This window comes from Candidatus Aramenus sp. CH1 (assembly GCA_022678445.1).
Taxonomy (GTDB): domain Archaea; phylum Thermoproteota; class Thermoprotei_A; order Sulfolobales; family Sulfolobaceae; genus Aramenus.
On the sequence record JALBWU010000002.1, the window covers coordinates 177907 to 202618 of the forward strand.

General features: G+C 49.5%; 19 protein-coding genes. 15 read left to right on the top strand and 4 right to left on the bottom strand.

Annotation, left to right across the window (positions count from 1 at the left end; genetic code table 11):
- The first annotated feature begins 232 nt into the window (after nt 1-232).
- Nucleotides 233-1687, top strand: coding sequence for a sugar porter family MFS transporter (locus MPF33_02575; GenBank protein ID MCI2414131.1), 1455 nt, complete (start codon nt 233-235; stop codon nt 1685-1687).
- Nucleotides 1688-1735: 48 nt separating this feature from the next.
- On the opposite strand, the gene fdhF is transcribed toward MPF33_02575, so the two are convergent.
- On the bottom strand, nt 1736-3700 hold the full coding sequence (gene fdhF / locus MPF33_02580; protein ID MCI2414132.1) for a formate dehydrogenase subunit alpha: 1965 nt from the start codon (nt 3698-3700) through the stop codon (nt 1736-1738).
- 76 nt (nt 3701-3776) lie between these two features.
- A complete protein-coding gene (locus MPF33_02585) occupies nt 3777-4136 on the bottom strand; it encodes a hypothetical protein (GenBank protein MCI2414133.1) in 360 nt (119 codons plus the stop codon).
- 65 nt (nt 4137-4201) lie between these two features.
- Between MPF33_02585 and MPF33_02590 the strand changes: the two genes are divergently transcribed.
- The 12 genes from MPF33_02590 (at nt 4202) to MPF33_02645 (ending at nt 17967) form a co-directional block, all read left to right on the top strand.
- On the top strand, nt 4202-5533 hold the full coding sequence (locus tag MPF33_02590) for an amino acid permease (protein ID MCI2414134.1): 1332 nt from the start codon (nt 4202-4204) through the stop codon (nt 5531-5533).
- Between the two features lie 128 nt (nt 5534-5661).
- Nucleotides 5662-7065, top strand: coding sequence for a cytochrome b558/566 subunit A (cbsA, locus tag MPF33_02595; protein ID MCI2414135.1), 1404 nt, complete (start codon nt 5662-5664; stop codon nt 7063-7065).
- Entirely contained in the window at nt 7062-8024 is a 963-nt protein-coding gene (gene cbsB / locus MPF33_02600; protein ID MCI2414136.1) for a cytochrome b558/566 subunit B, read from the top strand. Before cbsA ends, cbsB begins: the two co-directional genes overlap by 4 nt.
- Before the next feature lie 24 nt (nt 8025-8048).
- A complete protein-coding gene (gene soxL2, locus MPF33_02605; GenBank protein ID MCI2414137.1) occupies nt 8049-9023 on the top strand; it encodes a Rieske iron-sulfur protein SoxL2 in 975 nt (324 codons plus the stop codon).
- A 44-nt stretch (nt 9024-9067) separates the two neighbouring features.
- Complete coding sequence (locus MPF33_02610; GenBank protein ID MCI2414138.1) at nt 9068-10669, top strand: cytochrome bc complex cytochrome b subunit; 1602 nt, start codon at nt 9068-9070, stop codon at nt 10667-10669.
- A 6-nt stretch (nt 10670-10675) separates the two neighbouring features.
- Nucleotides 10676-10969: an antibiotic biosynthesis monooxygenase gene (locus MPF33_02615; GenBank protein MCI2414139.1), complete on the top strand. Its 294-nt coding sequence runs from the start codon at nt 10676-10678 to the stop codon at nt 10967-10969.
- A 579-nt stretch (nt 10970-11548) separates the two neighbouring features.
- Nucleotides 11549-13648: an ABC transporter substrate-binding protein gene (locus MPF33_02620; GenBank protein MCI2414140.1), complete on the top strand. Its 2100-nt coding sequence runs from the start codon at nt 11549-11551 to the stop codon at nt 13646-13648.
- 109 nt (nt 13649-13757) lie between these two features.
- Nucleotides 13758-14789, top strand: coding sequence for an ABC transporter permease (locus MPF33_02625; GenBank protein ID MCI2414141.1), 1032 nt, complete (start codon nt 13758-13760; stop codon nt 14787-14789).
- On the top strand, nt 14782-15678 hold the full coding sequence (locus MPF33_02630) for an ABC transporter permease (GenBank protein MCI2414142.1): 897 nt from the start codon (nt 14782-14784) through the stop codon (nt 15676-15678). The genes MPF33_02625 and MPF33_02630 overlap by 8 nt, the downstream gene beginning before the upstream one ends.
- 1 nt (nt 15679) lies before the next feature.
- Nucleotides 15680-16654, top strand: a complete 975-nt coding sequence (locus MPF33_02635; protein ID MCI2414143.1) for an ABC transporter ATP-binding protein — start codon at nt 15680-15682, stop codon at nt 16652-16654.
- Nucleotides 16647-17618: an ABC transporter ATP-binding protein gene (locus MPF33_02640; GenBank protein MCI2414144.1), complete on the top strand. Its 972-nt coding sequence runs from the start codon at nt 16647-16649 to the stop codon at nt 17616-17618. The genes MPF33_02635 and MPF33_02640 overlap by 8 nt, the downstream gene beginning before the upstream one ends.
- Nucleotides 17560-17967 (top strand): PH domain-containing protein, encoded by a 408-nt coding sequence (locus MPF33_02645; protein MCI2414145.1) that lies wholly within the window; start codon nt 17560-17562, stop codon nt 17965-17967. The genes MPF33_02640 and MPF33_02645 overlap by 59 nt, the downstream gene beginning before the upstream one ends.
- A 201-nt stretch (nt 17968-18168) precedes the next feature.
- On the opposite strand, the gene MPF33_02650 is transcribed toward MPF33_02645, so the two are convergent.
- The gene (locus tag MPF33_02650; GenBank protein ID MCI2414146.1) at nt 18169-20460 is read right to left on the bottom strand and encodes an ABC transporter substrate-binding protein; all 2292 of its coding nucleotides are present in this window, start codon (nt 20458-20460) and stop codon (nt 18169-18171) included.
- Between the two features lie 211 nt (nt 20461-20671).
- Nucleotides 20672-21847 (bottom strand): hypothetical protein, encoded by a 1176-nt coding sequence (locus tag MPF33_02655; protein MCI2414147.1) that lies wholly within the window; start codon nt 21845-21847, stop codon nt 20672-20674.
- Between the two features lie 384 nt (nt 21848-22231).
- Here MPF33_02655 and MPF33_02660 point away from each other — a divergent pair, with 384 nt between their 5' ends.
- Nucleotides 22232-23287, top strand: coding sequence for an ABC transporter permease (locus MPF33_02660; GenBank protein MCI2414148.1), 1056 nt, complete (start codon nt 22232-22234; stop codon nt 23285-23287).
- Nucleotides 23284-24711 carry an ABC transporter permease gene (locus MPF33_02665; protein ID MCI2414149.1) on the top strand — a complete coding sequence of 476 codons (1428 nt, stop codon included), beginning with the start codon at nt 23284-23286 and terminating at the stop codon, nt 24709-24711. Before MPF33_02660 ends, MPF33_02665 begins: the two co-directional genes overlap by 4 nt.
- Nucleotide 24712 lies beyond the last annotated feature (1 nt).

A 24712-nucleotide genomic window follows, 5' to 3' on the forward strand; every position in this document is an offset into this window, starting at 1 on the left:
ATCTCAAAAAAGTTGAGCTCGCGTGGTTGTGGGCAGTCGCAGTAAATCTTCAAGTTTTCTAAGATATACTTGATGAATATCTATCTCAAAGATTTTAAATGAGTATTTACTCATCACTTTACGCTCATAATATTATATATCATATTAGATTACTTATCTCCACCTTTACATGCTAAAACACATTTTGAAGATTTAAATCTTTTACCTGACAATTTTAACATGGTGCTTAAAAGTGTCGCAGTCCGCCCTTCAAACCATCCTAGACCAAATAGACACTAGGAAGGTAACAAGGTTCTACTGGATAATTACTGTCCTGGCGGCAATAGGTGGGTTCCTGTTCGGCTACGACACCGCGGTAATCGCGGTAGCCTCAGTGTTCGCCCCTTACCATCTGACGGGCTTTGCCTACGGCTACGAGATAGCCAGCACCTCACTAGGAGCGGCAATAGGTGCCATTATAGCTTATTTCTACACAGACAAGTACGGCAGGAAGTCGCTTCTGATAGCTGACGCGGGGATATACACGGCAGCAGCTATCTTGGCTGCCCTATCCATTAACGGCGTTATGCTCTTAGTAATGAGGACCGTAATAGGTATCGCGATCGGAGCAGACTCGGCAGTTGCCACTGCCTACATCACAGAGTACGCACCAAAGAACAGGAGAGGAGCCTTAGCTATAATGCAGCAGTGGATGATCACTATAGGCATCCTCGGCTCGTACATGGTGGGATCTGCAATCCTACTTATTGTCCCATCGTTGGCTTTCACCGTGGACTGGAGGCTCATGCTAGGCCTCGCTGCAGTCCCGTCAATAATAGGCTTGGTCTTCAGGTTCATGATGCCCGAGTCCCCAAGGTGGCTACTAGTCTCTGGTCAGACGGGGAGGCTCAAGAAGGATCTGAGCAGGTTTGGCGTCACGGTGGACGACTCACTCTTACAAAGGGCATTCCAAGAGGCTAGAGCTGAGGTATCTACGAAGTTGGACACTCCCACAAAGAGGGCGTTACTCGTGGTAGGGCTCTGGATAGTCTTCCAGCAGATCACAGGGATAAACGTGCCTTTCTACTACGGTCCAACTATTATCCTAAACCTCCACTTGTTCGGTAGTTCCTCTAGCCCAGTGTATAGCGAGATAGACTCGGTGTTGGCGGCGTCTATCCTTGCCGTGATTAACGTAATAGCGACTTACATAGCCTTTAGCTACATTGATAGGATAGGCAGGAGGAACCTAGGACTCTCTGCATTCGCGGGGATGTTCCTCTTCGACCTGCTAGGAGGAATACTAGTGATGAAGGGAATACTTATAGGCGCGTTAATAGCCTTCGCAGGTTTCATAATATTCTTCGCGTATGGAGTTGGAGGTACTGGTTGGCTGATACAGGCCGAGTTCTTCAAGACTGAAGTAAGGGGTAGGATGGCGGCGATCATAGCGTTAATCGATTGGCTAGCCAACTTCGCAATTATAGAGGTATTCCCAGTCATGTTGTCAAGCATTGGACTAGCTGGTTCAATGTTCGTGTTTACGGCGCTTGACGCCATAGCTCTAGTGATTGTCTACTTACTATTGCCGGAGACCAAGGGCTTGTCCCTAGAACAAGTTGTCAAGATGTTTAACGACACCCCTCTCCTAAGCCTCAGGAAGGGTAGGCAAGTAGTCTTGAAGAGACAAGAGGCGGAGACAAGGTAAAAACCTTTTTCCTTTTTTCCTAGGAAAAAGAGGACACTATCTTAGTTATTAGGTGCAACCATCTTTTTTTATCTCCACGAAAGTGTACTTATACCTCGGTGCCTTCGACTCATCTAACTCATCGCACACTAAATAGTTGACCCTTTTATCGTGCATATACATTACCACCGTGGAGTTCAGCACCTCTGGAGACACCCTGACTTTAGCCCTTATGCTTCCGCACTCAGAGGACAACACCACCTCGTCCCCATCCCTTAGCTCCAGTCCTTTCGCATCTGAGGGGTTGATAAGCAGGGGGCTCTCGTATGTTCCAAACCCGGGGATCCTGCCGGTCACTACGTCTGTGTTGTACCTAGTCACGTTCCTCACCGTGAGCAACACGTATCCCTTCTTAACCTCCCTTTGTTCCCTAAACTCGAACTTCCCCTTTCCCGAGGGGGTGTAAAACTTCTCCTCGTAGAGGTAGAGCTCCCCGTTGGGGTAGCGAGAGTTAGCGGAGTAGTCCATAACAGAGTCAAGGGTTAGGTTGGAGTAGATTGGGGATACCTTCTTCATCTCCTCAAAGAGGAGCTTGGGGTCGGTAACGAAGTTAAATCCCAGCTCCCTGGCCAACATCCCGAGGATTTCGTAGTCTGGCTTTACCTCTCCCGGCGGGTCTACTGCCTTAAACCTCCACTTAACCAGTCTGTCCAGGCTGGTAACTGACCCCTCCTTCTCGGTCCACACTGCTGAGGGCAGAACGTAGTGGGCTAGAGAGGCCGTATCGGTCATAAATGCGTCCATTACTACTAGGAGGTCAAGCTTCCTGAGCCTCTCCTCGACCTTCCTCCTGTTGGGCATGCTGGCGAGGGGGTTAAAGCCCATGAAGACCATTGCCCTTATCCCGTTGTCCCTCAGGAGGGCCTCGGATACGGTGAGCCCCGGCTTCGTTGGGGGCTTAAAGCCCCACACCTTTGCCAGCTTCTCGGCATTCTCCTCGTCCATTGGGCCTATTGGGAAAACGTTAGGCTTCACGAGGTCTCCAGATCCTTGGACGTTTGTCTGTCCCCTGTAAACTATCACTCCACCGTACTTCCCGAAGTTCCCAGTTAAGAGGGCTAGGTCTATTAATGCTCTAACTCCATCAACACCGGATGACTGGGTAAGCCCAAGGCCCCAAGAGAATATGACTCCCTTCACGCTGATGAGTTTGGCGAACTCCTCTATCTTTTCCCTCTCTACGCCGGTTACCTCCTCAGCGTAGTCGAGCGTGTACTTGGACACGCCTTTAGCGTACTCAGTGAAGCCCTCAGTCCTCCTTTCAACGAATTCCTTGTCGTAGAGCGAATTCTCTATCAAGTAGTTGGCCACTGCGTTGAATAGCGTCACGTCAGTCCCCGGCCTCACACGTAGGTGTAGATCTGCAAACTTAGCCGTTCCTGTCGCCCTTGGGTCAACAACGACTATCTTTATCCCCCTCTGCTTGGCTTCGGTCAAGTACTGCGAGAGGACTGGGTGGCTCTCCGTCACGGACTCTCCTACAATCACTAACGTCTTCATGAGGGGAATCATCTCAACCGATATCGAGGAAGCCCCAATGCCCAGCATCTCCTTTAAGGCTATCGCCGAGGGCTCGTGACAAACCCTGGCGCAGGAGTCCACGTTGTTTGTACCTAATGCCCTGGCTACCTTCTGCATTAAGTATGTTTCCTCCAAGGTGTTTTGGCAACCGCCGTAGAACGCTACGGCTTCCGGCCCGTAAGTCTTCGTTATTTCCTTCAGCTTTTCAGCTATTTCCCTAATTGCCTCCTCCCAGCTTGTCCTCACGAATGTGTCCTTTACCCTCTTGAGGGGGTAGGTGAGCCTGTCCCAGGAGTACGTGGCTTCATAGGAGAGAGTTCCCTTACCGCACAAGTGTCCCCTGCTCACTGGGTGTTCCCTAGCAGGGGAAAGTCTCAGCACTCTCGAGTTTACGTAGAGCTCAACTCCGCAGCCCACTCCGCAGAATGGACAAACGCTTTTCACGATCTGCATAAAAAATTATTGTTCCATAGCGTAAAATAGGCGAGGTAGAAAGGCCTTAGGAGAGATAGTTTAACTGGGTTAAAGCCTATTTCACTAGCCTTAACCTCTGCATTATCGCCCTAACGCTAGAGTACCCGACTTCGCCCCAAGTTATCTCCCTGCTCAACGTTGCCTCCCACAAGGGCTTCCCCACTTCCTCTACAAACACTCTTAGCCCCGCTCTCTTGAACATGGCGTAGGAGGGATAGCAAGCAGACCCGTGGGGGGCGACAACAACCTCAGGTTTCATTGAGATGCATTGCCTTGCCACCTTAGGCCTCTCGTGGTACTTGTTCTCCGTTTTCTCTAAGATCTCCTTCCTTTGATCGTAGAAGAGTACTATGAACTTGGCTTTAGGGAACTCTTGTAGCCTCAAGTTCTCGTCCACTGTGGTGCAGACCTTCATGTCTACAAATTTATCACGAGAGTTTATAAGAAAACGTTAATTTTCTCTTGAACCCATGTGTACGTATGGCTGAAGAGGAGAGGAAGATAAGCGTAGCCTACGCCACTGCCGTGAGCCTAGGGGCAATAATAGGCTCGGGGATATTCGTGTTGAGCGGGACAGTGATCTCCCTCGCCGGGGCCCTTTCCTTGGTGGCCTTTGCCTTCGTTGGCTTCATCTCCCTTATCCTAGCCTTCGAGTTAGGGGAGCTCACGAGCGTGTACCCACAACTGAGGGGCTCTTCGTACTCCTTTGCGTATGAGGCCTTTGGGAGCAACTTGGGCTTTGTCACTGGGGTCTTGATGTACGTCAGCTACGCAACCAGCGTACCGGCAATAGCCTTGGGCTTCGGCTCCTACTTGAGTGCGTTGCTCGGCTTCGGCTCCCCCTTGGTCTACGCCATAGCCCTCATAGTCGTCCTCCACGTGGTCAACCTCCTGGGCGTGCAGAAGGCGGCAGAGACGGACTTTTACCTAGTCGCGATAAAGGTGGCGGTACTGGTGTACTTCGTGGTGTTTGCCTTGATAGTGAGCGAGTTCAACCCCTCCCACTTTACGACACCTCCCAACGTAGGTTACGGCTTCTTTGAGTCCATGCAGGGGATAATATTTGCCTACTCAGGCTTCCAGAGCGTCTCGACTATTGCCCCGGACGTCAAGGGAGGGGGAAACGGGGCAGCTAAGGCCATAGTGTACTCCGTGCTAATAAGCTTCGTCCTCTACGTCCTGGTCACGGTCTCCCTAATGTCCCTAGCCCCTGCGTCCTCCTTTAAGATAGCGGCAGATCCCCTTTCCTTTGCCCTAAACTACGTCCACGCGCCGGACTACGTCTACTTGGTGGTAGACGTTGGGGCGCTTATGGCCACAACCTCCGCCACCTTAGCCACCATCTTGACCTCGGCAAACGTCATCTACCAAGTTAGCGCAGACGGGCTACTGCCAAAGTTCTTCTCCAACTACGACAAGAAGAGGGACGTCCCAGTTAACGGGGTTTTGCTCACGTTGGCGATCTCAATAGTGACCTTGTTTGCCGGGAACGTGTACGTCATAGCTTCAATAAGCAACTTCGGCCTCCTCTTTACTTACTTGATGACTACGCTTGCAATCTTCAAGTTTAGGAGACAGGGGGTGGTTGGGAGCTTCAAGACCCCTGGATATCCTTATCTGCCAACGGTTTCATTGGTGGGTCTGCTGGTGGTATTTGTTGGGATGCCAAAGGAGGCCCTGCTGATAGGAGTCATCACTACTTTGGTACTCCTTATGTTTTACGCCATACTAAGGGAAGGGAAGAGGACCTCTCCAGAGAAGGTGAGGCTCTTTGAGGAGGTCGAAAAATTCTTCGAAGGTCATAAAAGTTAATTTAATTTCTAAATTAACAAAATTAAAGATAACATATTAACTTTCTTAAACTAATGTCGTGATGAAGTCCATCAGTCCAACGTCTCACGCTTAATACTCAGTCGACGTAGAAATGTAATGTGAGAATAATGAGCCTGAGTCTGAGCTCAAAGGCAACAATAGGAATAATAGTGGTAGCCTTAATGTCTTTCTCCGTAGTAATGGCGTTTGAAAACGTTACGTTAGCCCAGACCTCTCCACAGATCCCGGTGTACAAGGTAGTTGGGTCAGCTGACCTCTCAAACCCCGGTAGCGCTAGCTACTGGAACAACATACCTTGGATCAACATCTCCCTGACTGCCAACATCCCTAACGCCCCGACCTCTGGGCTGACCCACTACTTATTGGTAAAGGCTGCGTGGAACGGCTCGTGGATATTCGTCTTAGAGGAGTGGCCCTCGTCTAACCCAGCGTACAACGCGTGGTCTGCCGCAGCGAGTGCTCTATATCCAAATGCCTCTGGTCCAGGACTGTTTAGGATAATCGAGCTGACTCCGGGCACGACCTACACAGTAGAGAGCAATTACACCAATTACGTCTCAATAGTGAACGGCAAACAGCTCACAGGGAGGATAGTGCTCAACTACTCTGGGATAACCTTACCCGCTCCAAACGGCACGCAAATATACGTAATGCCAAATGGCACCATCCTGCTTTACCACTCCCTGAGGCCCATGGAGGATCTCTTGTACAGCGACGGGATGTTCTACGGCTATTACACAAACTCGACCTGGTACTACCCAGACAGGGCTGCCATTATGTGGTACCTAGGAAGCGGCACCCCCACTAAGGACGGGATGAACATAGGCGCTAAGTACCCTGGACAGCAGTTTGACGGGGTTACCTTTAAGGTCGCCGGCGGTTCCTTGGCACAACAGGGAGGTTCGGCAAACATATGGATGTGGGTATCTGGAGCCACGTGGAACAACGCTACCTACGACCCCGCATTTAAGGCCAACTTGTGGGAGAGCGAGTCGCTGACTGGTCTCCCTTACGTTGATCCTGGCGACCACGGTTTCGCGGTCCCGCTTTACACCAATAACACTAACATGTACGAGGTGGACACGGCAGGCATCTGGTACACACCCGTAGCTTCAAGTGGGCTAAACGGCTCCTTGTTCTTCATATGGACTGGGGCAAAGTACGTGGACGGAAACTGGGTCGTAGAGTTCGCGAGACCTTTGGCGGTACCACCAGCTTACGAGCCCTACATGCCTAACATAACCGTAGGGAAGACGTACTACGTTGCGTTTGCTGTATGGCAAGGACCCTTAGGCGAGACGCTCTTCGACAAGTCCATCACGCCGAGCTTCCTGACTTTACAGCTGGTAACTACCCCTCCCACTACCATGACCTCCACTTCAACCACCAGCTCCACTACAGCGCCCTCCGTGTCCTCCTCCATACCCTCGACCACCGTTGACGTTACTCTGGTAGGGGTAGTGATAGCCATAGTGGCCTTGATCGCTCTATACGTGGTGTACAGAAGATGAGTTTGTTCAAGGAGATCAAAGGTAATTTCAACGTTTTTTTGGCTATCCTAGGTATCTCGTCTTTTTTCCAGTTTGCCTTTAAGGAGGCGTTCATGTACCCCTCAGTTCTTCCACTTAACGTGCCGTATGAGTCCCAGCTTGAGGAGATAGGAAACGTGTTCTTCTACCTCTACTTTCTCTCAATGACTTTCGTTTCGTTCATCCTTGGTAACAAGTACAGGGTAATGTACCTTGTAGGCTTCTCCCTGGTGGCCTCGTTCTTGGCCTCCGTCGTGCCTGGGTACAACTTGTCCCCGCTTTGGTATTACTTCGAGGTATTCATAGGGGTAATAGGGATAGCGCTAGTCTTAGAGAGCCTCCTCAAGTCGTCTATCCGTTCCCTCCTCTTAGTCCCCTCTGCTCTGCTGGTTGTCGCGGGGGTTGTTGCGTCCATCTCGTTGAACGTCTACCACCAGGCACTCTTCGCCAACTACCTTGCCCTCTACCTCGCGTCCCTAGCGGGGTTTCTCCTGTACGTCGTAATTTGGAGGAAGATAAAGTCTGTCAGGACTTACGCGGGATTAGGCGTCTTCCTCCTGATCCTAGTCCCTTTTCTTTTCCTGGAGAAACAAGTCGCAGAAAACAGATACATGGAGATGCTAATGAACATGATCCTCCCCTCAGTCCTCGGTATAGACCTCTACAACCCCTTCCAAATAGTCTACCTTGTGTTTGCCATGGGCATGTCGTTTGCCCTTGTGTTTATGGCGTTGATCAAGGGTAACTACTCTGCAGGCATAGGCTACCTAATGCTCTTCAGCACCGTCTTCTTGGGCATTGAAGGCTACTTACTCCTTGTGTACATGTTATCCCCTGTTGTGGGCTTTAGCCTTATGACCTACGCCGACGATGGCGAGCCTTTATGGTACTTAGCCAGGGGAAAATTAGTCCAACGGGTAAAGGATAAATCAAGCCAATGAGATTTTTCTGTTTAGTGGTGCGAGTTGATAAAGTTCAAGATAGGAAAAGACGAAAGGGAAGTACTAGACTACTCCAACTTGACGTTCTTTAGGAAGCTGGCCAGCAAGATAAGGGATCCAAGGACCAAGTTCGACGTTAAGGAGTTCGCAAAGAGGGGAGACGACTACTTGTTCAACTACGTTAACAAGAACGTGGGCAGCGTGGACGAGAAGAGGAGGAAGTTCCTCAAGTCGCTGGTATTTGGGATCGCAGCCGCTGCTGTGGTAGGGATAATCCCAGGGGTCAGGGTCCTAGTACCGCCAACAATTACCGCCACTTCCGGGTTCCCGAAGTCGCTCTTGGTGGACTCCTCTGGGAACCCCATAAAGGCATCTTCCTTACCGGTCAACAGCCCCGTGATCGTCCTGTTTGAGTACCCAATGACAGGCGAGCCCAACTTCCTGCTTAATCTGGGGGACTCTAAAGGGAACCCCGTGGAGATACCCCCGACGACAGTTACCATACCTCAGACGGGCAAGACGTACCAGTTCCCTGGGGGAGTAGGGCCCAACAAGTCCATAGTGGCCTACTCTGCCATCTGTCAGCACTTGGGGTGTACTCCGCCGTATATCCACTTCTACCCTCCACAGTACGTCAGCCCAGCCCAACTTACAGCCTCTGAGCCCGACCAGCTGAGTGCTGAAGCGTTGCTGGCGGCAAAGCAGAACCACGTCGCCGCCCTAATTCACTGCGACTGTCACGGCTCGACTTACGACCCATACAAGGGGGCAGCAGTATTAACGGGACCTACGGTTAGACCCCTTCCCTCCGTGCTGTTAGAGTGGGACTCCACAAGTGACTACTTATACGCAATAGGCGCAATAGGCGTCGCCACCTACCCCAATGGAGCAAACGGCGTCCCCTCTAAGGATCCAACGGACGACTTGAGCAATAGCTACGGGAGGCCAGTAGGGGACAAGAGTACAGTCTCGGAGACTGAGAACCCGTTCTCCTCATGAGTCTAACGTTTTACCCTTTTATCTGTCCTTGAAGAGGTGATCTTATGGGAGTATCAGAATGGTTTAAGGAGAGGTTAGGTCTAGATGACCTACCGTTCTTCAGAACGCCGGACTACATGTACAAAGTAGAGTACTGGCTAGGGGCTTTAGTGGCAGCCTCGTTCATCTACACTGTGATATCCGGGTTGATCCTCCTCCTATATTATAACCCCGAGGCTGGATACAGTTCTACTGAGACCCTCATACAGAAGGTCCCTTACGGCTCCGTGGTATTGTACAGCCACCTGTACGGCGCCTACGCCATGATAATCCTCGCGTACGTCCACATGTTCAGGAACTACTTCGACGGAGCGTACAAGAAGCCCAGGGAACTGCTCTGGATCCTTGGAGTCCTCATGTTGGTGTTGACGCTTGGGACTGCGTTCCTCGGGTACAGCTTGATAGGTGACGCTCTGGCGACTAGCGCAGTGGACGTGGGAGAGGGGATAATAACCAGCATACCAAGTTTGTCCTTCCTCATACCGATACTCTTCGGCAACTACGACGCTGGAGACTACGGTAGGGTGCTCGCATGGCACATAATCCTAGCAGCGCTGATAGGGGTGCTCTTCATGCTCCACTTCTTCATGGCAGAGCACTACGGTATGATGCCCTCAAAGAAGGAAAAGAACAAGGCTCCAGCGGTCTACACTAAGGAGGAGTGGCAGAAGTTCAACCCTTGGTGGCCGAGGAACTTCGTGTACATGACGTCCCTTGTTTTCATGACCTGGGGCTTCATACTGCTCATACCAAACGCCTTGGCATACTTGAACGGACTACCACAAGAGCTTAACCCCTTCCTCAACCCGAAGCCAGCTCCACCGCCCAACAGCCCAGCTGCGGCCCACATAACCACTTACCCGCCGTGGTTCTTCCTATTCCTCTACAAGATTGCCGACTTCACCAGCGACGTGGTCATATTCCTGCTAATAGGCGTCATAATACCCCTAGTTTACCTATTGTTAGTGCCATTCATAGACAAGTCGCCTTACTTGGACCTCAAGAAGAGGAGGCTGTTCACTGCCTTTGGGATCTTAATGATAACCTACTTGATACAGACAACGGTCTGGGGAGATCTCACCCCTGGCATCGAGATACCAGTATATCAGCAGGTAATAGTGTACTTACCGCCCGCAGCAATAACGTTGGCCGGAGTGTTCCTCATACCGACCTCTAGGAAGGCTGTGGCATCGCCTTACGGTACGCTGGGTTTCCTAGTAGCTTCCTTGCTGTTCTCCGGATCCTTAGTGACGCTCGTCGTAAGCCCCTCTGCGTTGACGGCAACGGTCTTCGCGTTGTTCACGGTGTTGTTCCTGCTAGCTGCAAGGAGCTTAACCCCTGCGGTGATAAGAGTGGAGAAACAGAGCCAGCAACCGGAGCCGCAGCCCGTCGTCTCGGAGAGTCCGAGGAACTTGGAGGTAAAGAAGAGGCTCGCTGAAATCCTCATCAGTTTGTTGTTTATAGTGTCAGTGGTGCTGGCGGCTCAGCTATGGACCATCCCTGCCACTGGCTACGCGTCCAACATGTTCGGAATAGACTTAGGCCTAATATTCGTCATGCTGGGCGAGGCAATATCTTTATACCACTACGTTGTATATAGAAAGTGAAAGGAAATGATCAACGTCGGTTTTTACTACAAGGTCAGAAAGGGGCACGAGAAGGAGTTCGAGGAGAAGTTCTCGGAAGTACTTAAGCTACTAAAGGGCAGCGAATCTGGGCTACTGGACGCAAAGCTGTACAAGGCAGTGGACGACCCGTCAGAGTACTTGATATATACCGTGTGGAAAGACCTAGACTCCTTCAGGAAGTTCACTACTAGCAACGCCTATAGGAGCACCGTGGAATACGGTAAGACGATATTAGAGGGCAGACCTTCCCACAAGGTACTGCAGGAGCTCAACTCGTAATTTTTTCCTACCCTTGTTTTTCCCCGCACGCTTTTTCCTTCACACCACTGAAAACATGACTTCGTGCGAGATTTGAACGGTTACTAGTGGTCTACGAGTTAGAAGGTTTTCCTCCTGAGTCGATATTATCCCATGAAGAAAGTCCTGTTCTTAGTCGGAGAGGCGTTCGAAGACATAGAGCTCCTCTACCCGTTTTACAAGGTCATTGACTTTCAATCCCTTTCGGGATGCATCATGCACGCGTAAACAGAATGACCCCAGTCGCATTTAAATCTTTCAATCCCTTTCGGGATGCATCTCAACGGAGCGTTAAACATTATGAAACTTGGCGTGAAGAAGATTGTTAATGCGTTGAAGAAGCCTTTTTCCTTTCTCGTCACATCACGGAGTAACTCCCATAAAGGGGAGTAACGCCTTAGACCTTAGCGGAACCCTCGCAGGGCGGGGAGGGGTCAGTATAAGCCTTTTGCCTAGTATTAATTCAGTTGTGCACAAATACAGATTAAATAGATTTGTAGTACTGAAGTGCTCCTATCATAAAATTTTTTAGTGGGTTCAAGAATGTATTGACGGATAAGAATGGCAGGAAGGTTCAGAGGTGTATTAGTCCTCCTTTTAATGCTAGCTGGATTTGTAGTAAGTCCTATGTTCTTGATAACTGTCAACTCGTCAGCTGGGACTACAGTAACCCCAAGTAACCCTTCCACGCTTGTAGACGTTTCCCAGGTTAGCCCGCCAGACGCACTAGATCCGGCTACTGGCTTTTACGTACAGGATGGACCCCTATTCACTGCGGTTTTCCAGGAACTTGTAGAGTACAACGGCTCGAACTACCTGCAGGTGGTCCCAGTGATAGCCCAAAACTGGACAACTAGCAACTACGAGAACTGGACCTTCTACATAAGGCACGGCGTCTATTTCCCAGACGGCGTTCAAGTCAACGCCACCACAGTGTGGTTCTCCTTCTACAGGACAATACTAATGGGTCAAGGTCCAGGAGTGGCGAACTACATAGAGCTCCTCTTTAGCGCCTCTGAGTACAGCCAGACGGGTTACGCTCTACCTTGGGGAGTTGCTGCCGCGATACAAAACGTCACTGGGCTCCCAACTACTACCAACGCTACGTTAGCAGCGGAAGTCCTAGCTTCCATACTCTCCCACTTCAACGTTAATAACGAGACAATAATGAAGATAATGGAGTACCCATACCAAGCAGTCGTTGTCAAAGGGCCTTACGAGGTAGAGATCAACACGCTCGAGCCCTACTCTGACTTCTTGCTGGACATAGCTAGCTGGTGGGGAGCCATAGTGAACCCGGTTTTCGTTGACGAGCACGGAGGAGTCCAGCCTAACACTCCTAACTCCTACATAGACACCAACGGAATGAACGGTACCGGACCATACGTCATAAAGAGTGTGGGACCAAGCCTATCCGAAGTAGTACTAGAGAAGAACCCCAACTACTGGGCCCAAAACGTCACTGGGATCCCATCTGTGGCTGAGCCAGCCCACATACAGTACATAGAGATTGAGTACGGCCTCTCCCACACAGCCAGAGTAGAGGACTTCGACACGAACAAGGCTCAGATCTCCTACGTCTCCATACCTTACTTAGACCAAATATACAACGGCTACCAGTACAGGTCAGAGGTGAGCTTCAACCAGGTATTCCTCAACTTAGGATATCAGCCAGCAGTATTCTACTTGTCGCTAAACATGCAGGTGTTTCCCACCAACATAACTGCCTTCAGGGAGGCCATCGCTTACGCGATAAACTACAGCCAGCTACTCCAGATCTTCAACTACCACGGACAGACGCTAGCAATTGAGTACCTAGGACCTATATCTCCGGTCTTCCCAATTTACAACCAGACCATGAAGATGGACCACTTAACGCCGTTTACCTACAACTACACGATGGCTCTGCATTACCTGCAGGAGGCTGGAGAGGAGGGGCACTTCTACGTGGTTTTGCCTAACGGCACCGCCATAGGCGACACCAGCGGTACCCAGCTGCCAACCTTAACTATATATGCACTGGCACCCGTAAACGAGCTTGAGGAGGAGGAGTTGAGCGTCGTTCAGCACTCCCTACAGCAGGTAGGGATAGCCACTTCCATCCAGTTGGTGTTGCCCTCCGTGACGGACAACTGGATTACCCCAAGCGCTACCCCAGCCATAGTAGACCTAGGGTGGTTCCCAGACTGGCCAGACCCAGTGTTCCAGGAGTTAATACCTCAGACTGACGTGTTGTATGGAGGCATTTCCGGAGACTTAGCGTGGGTGAATATATCTACTCTCCAGCAGATATACAAGACCTTGCCCTTCTTGACTAACGAGACGCAGAAGGTTGACGAGGTAGCTCAAGTATACAACATACTGCATCAAGAGGTTCCATACGTGTATCTGCCCAACCCAATAGCCTACTTATTCGTACAGCCTTACGTCAAAGGCTTTGTCTACAACCCGTTTGTAGGCTACTTCTACAACATGATGTACTACCAGCAGTACAGTCCCTCTGTTACTACCACTACCAGCACCACCCCTACCACAACAATGTCCACCCCCACGCCCAGCACCACCCCTACCACTTCGTCCCTTACTATTGACGCCATAATCGGCGTAGTAGTCGTAGTAATCATTATCGTTGTGGCAGTAGTGGCGTTAAGGAGGCGTTAAAAGTTTTTTTATTTCTTAGTATAATTTTTGAATAAAGTTTTATCATGAGCTATTCTTCTGCGAGAAAAAGATTTATTAGCAGTATAAATCTTATTGAACAGGAAAGGGAATGTCGATAAACATTATTTTCTTTATAATTAGAAGAGTTGCAAACGCTTTAATTACTCTCCTCTTGCTGATTGTACTTGTATTTGTAATTATCCATCTCATAGCTCCAAGCCCTTTAGCGTTAGCCAGGCTCTATACTGGACCCCACGCCACCACGTCGGAGCTTGAGACAGTAGCAAAGGAATACGGGCTAGACCAACCTCTGTACGTACAGATAGTTAACTACATCTTGAACGTCCTTCACGGGAATTTGGGACTCGACCCGTTTTACAAGGTACCAGTGACAACCCTAATAGGGAAGTACTTACCTAGGACTCTTGAGCTGGTAATACCCGCAACAATACTCTCCGTGGTGATAGGCCTAGTCACCGGAGCCATAGCTGCATCAAATAGGAACAAGCCTACAGACTACTTTGTCAGGGGGGTTTACCTAGTGACATGGGCGTCTCCACCTTTCTTCGTTGCGACAGTTCTGCAGTTGGTCGTCGCCTACTACTTGGGACTCTTGCCTCCCACTGGCACCGTTAACCCGCTCTTGCCTGTGCCCAAGGACATCACTCCTTTCCCTATCCTCAACGCCATGTTCACGGGCGACTGGTCGTACTTCTGGAGCCTCGTCCACCACATGGTCCTACCAACAATTTCGATAGCCCTAGTATCCTTTGGCATAGTGACTAGGATAGCCAGGGCATCGATGCTGGACTACATGGACTCTGACTTCGCAAGGCTCTCCCTAATGAAGGGGCTGAGCAGGAGGAAGGTTGTATATGGGGTAGTGTTGAGGAACGCATCAATCCCAATAGTCACTCTAGTGGCCTTACTCTTCGGCTATTCCGTAGCTGGGGCTGTAGTAATAGAGGACGTATACGATTACCACGGCATGGGCTACTTCATAACCCAGGCCATCGAGAACCTGGACTACACCTCCGTATTGGGGACTACGATAGTTGTGGGAATATCGATAATAATAGCAAACCTTGTGGCCGACATTTTGTACGGTATCCTTGACCCCAGGGTGAGGGTAGTTGAGTGAGAGCCAAGGCCTCAGGTTCATGTTAAAGGCGATAAGGAGAGACAAGGGAGGGTTAGTTGGCCTCGTTATTGTGATCGCTTTCCTCCTTTGGTCCTTGATCCAAGGCACTCTTGAGGTGCTAGCAGGATACTTGAAGAGGCCCTCCCTTGGATACATGCTACTCCCGCATAACCCCTTCGCCCTGAACTTCCAGTACTCCCTTTTACCTCCCTCTCCCCAGTTCCCCTTTGGCACAAACGCCAACGGTGAGGACATACTTTCGCGTATACTCTACGCCATGCCCAGGGACGCTTTCGTGGCGATAGTGGTGGTGCTCTCTGCAATCGCAATAGGCGCAGTCCTAGGTATAATCTCGGGTTACTTCGGCGGGATAGTGGACGAGGCTATAATGAGGATTACCGACGCCTTCCTTTCCCTCCCAGCGCTTATCCTGGTCATAGCAATTACCCTACCCCTTAAGGCCACCTACCTAGGTGCAATACTGGGCCTAATGGTGGTGTGGTGGCCCACCTACGCTAGGTTCTTTAGGGCCCAGACGCTGAAGGTTAAGAACATGGACTTTATCTCTGCAGCAATGCTGGGTAACGTCTCGCACGTAAAGCTCTTCTACAGCTACATTTTCTTGAACTCAATAGACCCCATAATAGCCTACGCAACATTGGACTTCGGAAACGTTATCTTGACCTACTCGACGCTCGCCTTTCTCGGAATTGGCATAAGCCCTCCAATCCCCGAACTTGGGGAAATGGCAGCAAACGGTCTCTCTGGTCTGCCCCAAGCATGGTGGTGGTCGGTCTTCCCCGGGATGGCGATACTCATGATAGTGGTGGGCTTCGTCCTCCTTGGGGACAGACTCCAGGACATAGTGGCGGGGAGGATAACGTACTAAGGTGAACAAATTGCTCCTTGAGCTAAAGGACCTCACAATCTTCTACAAGACGCTGATAGGCTGGGTAAAAGTGGTAGATGGTGTGAACTTAAGCGTAGATAAGGGAGAAATAGTGAGCGTTGTTGGTGAGAGCGGCTCTGGAAAGACCACGTTAGGTAACGCAATAGCCAGGCTACTTCCACCAAACTCGAAGATACAAGGCGACATCATGTTGGATAACGTGAACTTAGTGAAGCTAAAGGAGAGCCAATTGCAGAAGTACAGGGGAACGTCCGTCTTCATGATATTTCAAAATCCTCTCAACAGCCTCAACCCAGTCAAGAAGGTTGGCCCACAGCTCCTAGAAGCAGCTAAGATAAGGTACAACAGGGAGGGAAAGGAGGTAGAGGAAAAGGAGCTATTCGAGGAGACGCTGAAAGTCCTCAAGGAACTGAGGCTACCAGACCCCCAGTCCATAATGGAGAGATACCCCCACCAGCTCTCAGGGGGACAAGTACAGAGGGTAGTAATTGGGATGGCCCTCCTCTTGAGGCCAAAGCTCTTGATCGCTGACGAACCAACTTCAGCCCTAGACGTTACAATACAAGCTCAAGTGGTGAACTTGTTTAGGCAGTTGAACAAGGAGCTTGGCACTAGCATAATATTCATAACCCACGACATATCGCTCGCATACGTTTTATCCAACAGGATAGTGGTCATGTACGCCGGGAGGATAATGGAGGGCGGTGACGTGGACGAGGTGCTGAAGAAACCTCTCCATCCCTACACGCAGGGCTTAGTGTCGAGCATACCGAAGGGTAACAAGAGCCAAAACAGACTGAACGCGATCCCGGGAAACCCGCCGTCCTTCTTCGTGTTGCCCAGAGGGTGCAAGTTCCACCCTAGGTGTAATAAGGCAATGGAGATGTGCAAGCAAAAGGAGCCCTCACTCGTGGAGAAGGAGGGCAGGAGGGTAAGGTGTTGGCTATATGAGTGACGGAGTGGTGTACAAGGTTATAGGGCTAAAGAGGTACTTCCTAGCCAATAAGAGGGGGATAATGGAGACGATAACAAGGAGGCCGGCAATATACGTAAAGGCCCTCGACGGTGTCACCATGGACATCTCAAGGGGGCAGACAATGGGAGTAGTGGGCGAGAGCGGGTCTGGAAAGACAACCTTGGGCAGGATACTCGCAACGTTAGACTTCCCCACGAAAGGTAAGCTTATCTTCAACGGCATCGAGGTCAACGGGAAGAACGTCGGAGAAGTGAGGAGGAGGGTGCACATGGTGTTCCAGAACCCAGCCACTTCCGTCAATCCTAGGATGAGGGTAAAGGACATAGTGATGGAGGGCATGAGGGAAAGGGACCATAACAGGGTTAAAGAGCTACTTGAGGCAGTTGGGTTAGACTACGGTAACGTAAAGGACAAGTACCCAAGGGAGCTCTCGGGAGGGCAGTTGCAGAGGGTGGCAATAGCGAGGGCCTTGGCAAAGGAGCCAGAGTTCTTAGTATTAGACGAGGCCACCTCAGCCCTCGATGCCTCCGTCCAAGCGCAGATCTTGAACTTGTTGGCTGACCTCCAGAAAGAGAGGGGGATATCTTACTTGTTCATTACCCACAACATATCGGTTGCAGGCTTCATATCTGACAAGCTGGCAGTGATGTACGCCGGGAAAGTAGTAGAAGAGGGCAAGGTCGACGATGTGATCTCCGAGCCAATGCATCCCTACACTAAGGCGTTGCTTAGCTCGGTGCCAGACCTCGGAAAGAAGGAACTTTCGCCACCCTCTGGCGAGACCCCGAGCTTGATCAACCCCCCAAGTGGGTGTAGGTTCCACCCTAGATGTCCCTTGGCCTTGGAGGTGTGTAGAACTAAAGAACCTCCGGTGGTAGATGTAAATGGGAGGAAAGTCGCCTGCTGGCTGTACGAGACCGACAGGGGTAAGGCTACTAGTTGAGGGGACCATAGCCCTGGTTGTTTTTTCTCTCTTCTTGGAGATAAAGGCACTGCTGAATTACGTTATTTTTGTGTTAGTCTGGTACGCCCTTCTAGGGTTGATAATATTGTGGCAGACCAGCCGCTTGTACTGCTTTGACGGAGGAGAGCTGGAAATAAGGTCGTTTATCTCCACGAAGAGGGTGAGGTTGGAAAACTTAAGAGAGGCTTTCATTTCCCAAGGTCCCATTGCGAAGAGATTGGGAGTGGGGTCTGTTTACATAATCATAGAGACTGGGAAGGTAATAGCAATTATGGACGTAAAGGATCCGGAGAAGGTATTGGAGAAGGTGAATTCAGGAACAGGTTAGAGGTAAAACGCCCCAACGTGGGGAAAGATCTCCCGTATGCTAGGAACGCGTCTTGTTTTAAAGAAGAATCCTGTAGCTGAAGACGTTAAGGGGGGACTTCAATCTAAAAACCTTGGCAAAAGCTTTAATCTTAAAGTAAATTGAGCACTGGAAGTCTAATAAAAAACGCATTGTCTTTATTAGCGCATGATATTTGTTGCTTTATCTTCTTCTTAACAACACAACCGCTGCTGCAACAATTATTATCACAATTACTACTCCGGCAACAATTGTCAGGGTTGGAATCGTAGGTGGAGTGGTCGTTGTCGGTGGAGTGGTCGTTGTCGGTGGAGTGGTCGTTGTCACTGGCTTAGTGACGTTAATTGATCCGTAGTAGTAGAGCTCCCTCGCACCGTTGTCCCACGTAACCTTGCTCACTACCTCATACACTCCAGGGGCTAAGTTTGCAGTATTAACGGTACCTTGGTACACACCAGGTGCTATCATCTTCATGGGCACAGGAGCAGTAGCGTTGCCGTAACTGTGGCCAGGTACGTCAAGATACTTGAGCCACATAACAGCAGTTCCATTTGTCACTTGGTGGGGCACCAAGGAGGAGGTTGCGTTGTCCCAAGTGTAGTAGGTGAAGTTAGCAGTGAACGTATAGGTCTGTCCCTGGGTCACGTTATTCAGGAAGATCAACGGGTTTATCCTGAAGTAGTATGGGTTGTATGTAACGGTTACAGTCTTCGCCTCAGTGTTAAAGGAGACAAACCTGTATGGTCCTGACGAAATCTCTGGAGCTAGCGTAGAGTGGTACAAGGTTACTACGTTGACTGGCCCTATGGCGTGAAGTGGCATTATTGGGTACTCAGATAGGGTCTCGAAGACGTTAACGTAAGAGGAGGAGTTCAAGTAGAACACTATTTGGTAAGGCCCTGTCACATTAGTCCACACCAGAGCTGGAATGGTGCCGAACAAGTCGGTATTTATAAATCCCTCCTGTGCTAAGTACGTGTAGTTCAAGTGGACTCCGTCAAACGTGTTGGTGCCCATTATTCCAGGGATGTCGTAGTACCAAACTGTGAAGTTAACGTCGTAGGCAGTAAGCGGGTAGCCGTCTATCCAAGTGTCGTTGTGGACTAAGTTCACCGTGAGAATAGTTCCGTTAACTATTTTCTCACCGTTAGGCAAGGTCATGGTCACTGGAGACTTTATAGTCCAGGAGGAAGCTACCCACGGAAGTAGTTGGGTCTCGTTAGCGAAGTTGGTTATTGCCAGAGAGTCATACATCTCGTCTAACGTGTTGAAGGCGTACACTGATTCGCTGGCGTATATGTTAATATGCCTTGGCTCGTCACTAGATATGGAGGAGAATACGAAAGTTCCGTTGAGCGCCTGGTTGGTGGGGTGTACGTCCATTATGTTTATTGCATATGTGGGAGTACCGGAGCTTAGGTAGATGTAGTTGGCCCAGCCCGGTAAGTATACAGCGTTTATTGCGTTGGACCATACGTATATTACGTACGGGAGTTGCTGTTGTAGTAGCAGCTCTGCCTCCTTGGTATAGTTTATCTCTTGTGCGAGTGTAGGTGCGTTGAGGGCATTCTGTAATACTGCATCAATGGTAGAGTTGGAGAAGCCACCCGTGTTACCTGGACTAGTGTATATACCGTTCATCCAAGAGTTTGGGAAAGGCCCTAAGTCTATCCAGCCGAAAGTAGTCAAGTTAAAGTCGTTGTAAGGTGGAGTGGTCGCTTGAGTTATCAGCGTGCCAAAAGTCTCTGATACGGGCACGATGGTTAAGTTAATCGCTGCCGCGGCTGCTTTCAGGAGGTTGGCGAACTTCAGCGAGGTCTCTGGTGGGTAAGTGTAGTAGAAGGTTAGCTTTAGTGGTTTCCCGTCGTAGTACCACTGGCCTTTGACGTGAGTTATCCCTGGAACTTTCTCTAAGTACATAACTGCCCTCGTCAAGTTGTAGGACTGGTACTGCTCGTAGTAGGACTCTACCTGTGGGTTGAACCACTGCTTGTATACCGCTAGGTTCGGGTTAACGAAGAACGGCTCATCAACTCCTAATACGCCGTTATCTAGGACGTAAGAGGTCACGTTCTGCGGGTTTATGAGGGACGCTATTGCGTACCTAAAGTACAAGTTGGCGGTCAAGTTATTTCCAAACGCGAAGACTATTTGCCCAAAGCTCTCTGCAGGGGCTATTGCAAGGAACGCTGTGGTGTTATAAGGTGCCTTCTCGAGTTCTTGGATCTCCGAGACATGTGTGAGGGTAATGAAGTCCACCTTACCGTCCAAGAGGGCGTTGAACTCGTCTGTGTGCGTGCTGTAGGCGTAAGTGAAGACGATTGTGCCGACCCAAGGCTCGTTGTATATCACTTGTGATGGGGTAAGAATCGGGGCGTTAAAGTTGGCTATAGCAAAACCTGATGTTTGAATTGGTATGGCTACTAGAAATCCCAGGACTAGTGAAATACCTAATATTAAGGTTAGTTTTCTCATTACCTATCACTTATGTATAACAACTTTTCGTAATCTATTTAAACTTTTTTATAAGTCAAATGTCATGCGATGAAGTTCTTTTAATTGAATTAAAACAAACTATTCCAATTAGACCATTAATTGACACATAATAATATTTAGTTGACTCTAACTTCCTCCCCGCCCTAAAGGGAGAGGTTTGTCGTTCTTTTGTAAGGCGCCTTGCGGTCCTTCAAGTCGCCCTGAGGACTATTATGATCCCCTCTCTCACTTGGTTGCTAACCTTATATCCTACTCCTATGATGTGGTCTCCGGCAAAGGCCAACGAGTTTACGCTGACGTTAATCCCAGAGTAGACCTCAGAAAGAGAGGTAGGAGTCTTCCCCATAAGCACTATTCCCTCCTCTGAAACGGTTCCAGACTCCTCATTTATTAAGGGTATCCTAAGGGAGACCACGTACTCGCCGTCGCCGTAGCCTACAGCTACCACAACTCCCACGGCGTATTTCAAGTCAATGAAGTGTACGCCGCTTCCGTTTACTAAGCCTAGCAACGTTAACGTCACATCAGGTTTAGAGCTGTAGTTGAAACCCCCTACTAGCCAGCCCTCAGGGGAGTTGGCAACTGTCAGAATTGAGCCAGCTCCATCCAGGAAGTCCACAAAAGACGTGCCGTTAAAGACAGCGAAAGTGTAGTTGAAAAGATGGCTTCCGCCCACTGCAAACTGATCTCCATGGGAGGACAGGGCGTATACTCCTGTACCTACGCTGAGCGGAGTGTAAAAGAAGGCAGGCAACCTCGAGGTGAGATCAACGGAGGTCAAGTTGGGGAATACTTTTACTAGGAAAGGCACATTATATTCAGCTGTGCCCTCTATAACGAGCGCGCTACCTCCTACTAGCCAGTACTTCCCAGTCCACGCTGCCACGTACGCCTGACCGGGGGTATAGAAGCTAGGTATCAATTGTGAGACGTTGATGGCCTTTTCATCTGCGTAGAGCACTACTTCAGGCTGAAGGACGCTTACGTTTCCTTCCCTTATGTACTGGGCCCCGGCAAGGAGTAAAGCTGAACCGTTGTACGCAATCGAGTATATCGTCCCATTCTGGAAGTAGGCCCCTAAGTTAAAGAAGGAGTAAGAGGAATTCTGGATGAAGAACTCTCCCGCTACCCCGTAGGAGATGTTGTTGGACTGGGAGGATCCAGCGAAGGCCACAACGTTCCCGTTTACCTCTATTACATCGTTCAGCGTGTACGTGCCGGGGATCGCCTTAATAACAGGGACGTTAAAGAGAGACGTTGAACTGTAGTATAAATAAAAGGCAATGGCCACTGCTATTAGGGCTGCTACGACAAAGTACTCCTTATGTTTACGCGATTTCCTTTGTCTTTTTTCCGGTTTAGGCATTATAATAAACCTTGCATGAAGAGTAGTTTGTTGGGTATTAATTGTTTGTCCGAAGTGTGTTGTTGCCTTACAGTCGCTTTGAGGCTCGGCGTTCTAATTACGGGGTTCTACTGCTTAGCTAACCCACTCTCCTCCCTGCGAGGGTTCTGCTAAGTCGTAGTCGTTATTCCTCTTCTTTATAGAGAGACACACAGTTTGACGTGACAAAAAGGAAAAGAGGTTTTTCAAGGTGCCAACAATTTTCTTCACGCTTAATTTCATGATGTAATCATATGTAATGTTTACATGAAGATCTCCTTTGGTATTGAAATATATTACACAGACACAATACCAAAATGACAAAGTTTTTTAAGAACGACGAGAGCTACTTTATTAGGAATAGGAATGAGCTCAACGGCTACCTCTGAGAAAAGCGTAATCAGGGGCAGGTTCCACATAACCGGTCTAAAGAGGTACCTATTGAAGAGAATAGCCGAAAGGTCAGTCTTGTTGTTTGGGATCCTCGTGTTCAACTTCTTTGTCTTTCAAGTCTTACCCACCCTTTACCATATAAACGTAGCCGAGCTTTACGTCCCACTTTCCTATAAGGGACTGCCCAGGAGCGAGCTCGTGCAGGCCATTGACAGACAGTTCGGGCTAAACCTACCTCTACAGGAGAGGTTCTTCGTTTACATTGAGTCCCTTTTGACCTTTCACTTAGGTATATCGATGCACTACGACGAACCAGTGCTAACCTTAATAGAGCAGAGGTTTCCTGTTACCGCCCTTCTTGTCATCCCCAGTCTGTTCTTGAGCACCGTTCTGGCGGTGGTACTGGGCCTATATTCCATATCAAGACAAGGCAAGATAGGCGACAACATCGTGAGTTTTACGGCGATAATGACTTACTTTATTCCATCTTTCTGGCTAGGGGAGATCGTGCTTTACGTGTTCGGTTTCTACCTAAACGTATTTCCGACGAACATAGCCGAGGCGATAACCAGGAACGGAGTGACGTTACAGGGTTTCGCTTACTGGGCTAGTCTGTTAAAGTTCCTCACTCTCCCTATCCTATTCCTCACGGTAGTAAGCTATGGGGTCAGGAATATCCTCTTCAGGAACAACGGGATAGAGCTCATGGGTAGCAACTTCGTCAACTACTTGAGAGCAAGGGGGATTAGCGACAGAAAGATATTTTACAAACACGTGACGAGGAACGCTATAATACCCGTCTTTACGAGGGTGGGAATAGATCTAGCCTTCCTATTTGCAGGAGTAGTGTTCATTGAAGACGTGTTCAACATCCCAGGGTTGGGAAGGCTTTTGGTGTCAGCCGCAGAGAACTTAGACATTCCCCTCCTAGAGGGCGACTTCTACGTTATAAGCTTGTTTGCAGTAGTTATCCTACTGGCGTTAGACCTTATATACCCTCTAATAGATCCTAGGGTGAAGTACGAATGAACAAAGTCATTAAGGACCTGCTATCAAGGAAGTCCTTCGTGTTCTCAATCATAATAATTGGATTATTCTCAATTTTGGCAGTAGCCGCTCCAGCGCTGACCCCTTATAGCAACCCGTATTTGCCCTCCCAACAGTATGTGGCGGCCCCATATGCCGTCCCTTCATGGGCAACGATCTTCCCGCAGTATAGGGAACTCCCTCCAGATGTGTCCTTCACCTTTACGAGGTACGTCTCCTCTGAAAGCTCTTATGTAACGGCAATAAACGCGTCCTACATTAAGGTTGTAGTCCCACCAGGGCAAACAGTTAACGTATCGTTTCCTTTTAAGTGGAACTGGAGCGATCCGTACAATGTGGTTGTATCGTTTAAGCTCTTAACGCCTAGCACAACCAGCTTTGTCGTAAACTTGTACTTCAACGGCTTGTACGCAATGGAACTTTCCCCCGAACCCTTCCCCGTGGAGCCAGCAGTTTCGATATCCCCCGGCAAGGTAAACAGCGTGGTATTCAACTCAAAGTATATATCCTCAGTGAACTCCCCCTTTGCCTCTGAGCTACCGCTATCCAAACAAGCTCTAGCTGCCTACGAGTTTCCATCTTACGCACTTCCGAAGCCTGGAACCTACAACGTCACGGTTTCCTTTGAGAACACTGGAAGCTCTAAGGAAGTATTCGTCATGTCATTGCCTTCCTATAGTTCCTTGGGATACGTATACGGTAAGCTAGGCACGGACGACAACGGAGCTAGCGTATTCGCGGAGTTCGTCTATGGAGCTAGGTTTGACCTATACCTCTCTATCCTGGCATCAGTATTAATAATAGGAATAGGTCTATTCATAGGATTGCTGGCAGGCTACATTGGAGGGTTTACTGACCTTTCCCTAAACGCTCTGACCGACTTCTTCCTCTTGATTCCTGGGCTACCATTACTTGTGGTGCTAATAAGCATATTTGACGTAACTGGAACCATAGTTAACGTGAATAAGCCTACACTTATACTACTAATAATATCCTTGCTATCGTGGCCTGGCACAGCCAAGATTATAAGGGGACAGACGCTCTCTTTAAAGAGCAGGACTTTTGTGGAGGCCGCGAAGGCCCTAGGAGAGGGAAACTCGAGAATATTGTTCAGGCATATCCTTCCTAACTTGATGGGCATACTCTTCGCCCAGTTAGCCTACGACGTTCCCGGAGTAATTTTAGCGGAGTCTGGTCTAGACTTCCTGGGCTTGGGAATAACGGAATTTCCCACGTGGGGAAACATGTTGGGCTTTGCCACGTATAACGTGTCCTTTATTAACGGTTTCGCGTGGTGGTGGGTACTTCCGCCTGGGCTAGGAATAGTCCTGTTGAGCACGGCGTTTTACTTCTTCGGCTCTGCCATGCTCGATGTACTAAGTCCCTATAAGTTGAGGGGCGAGTGAA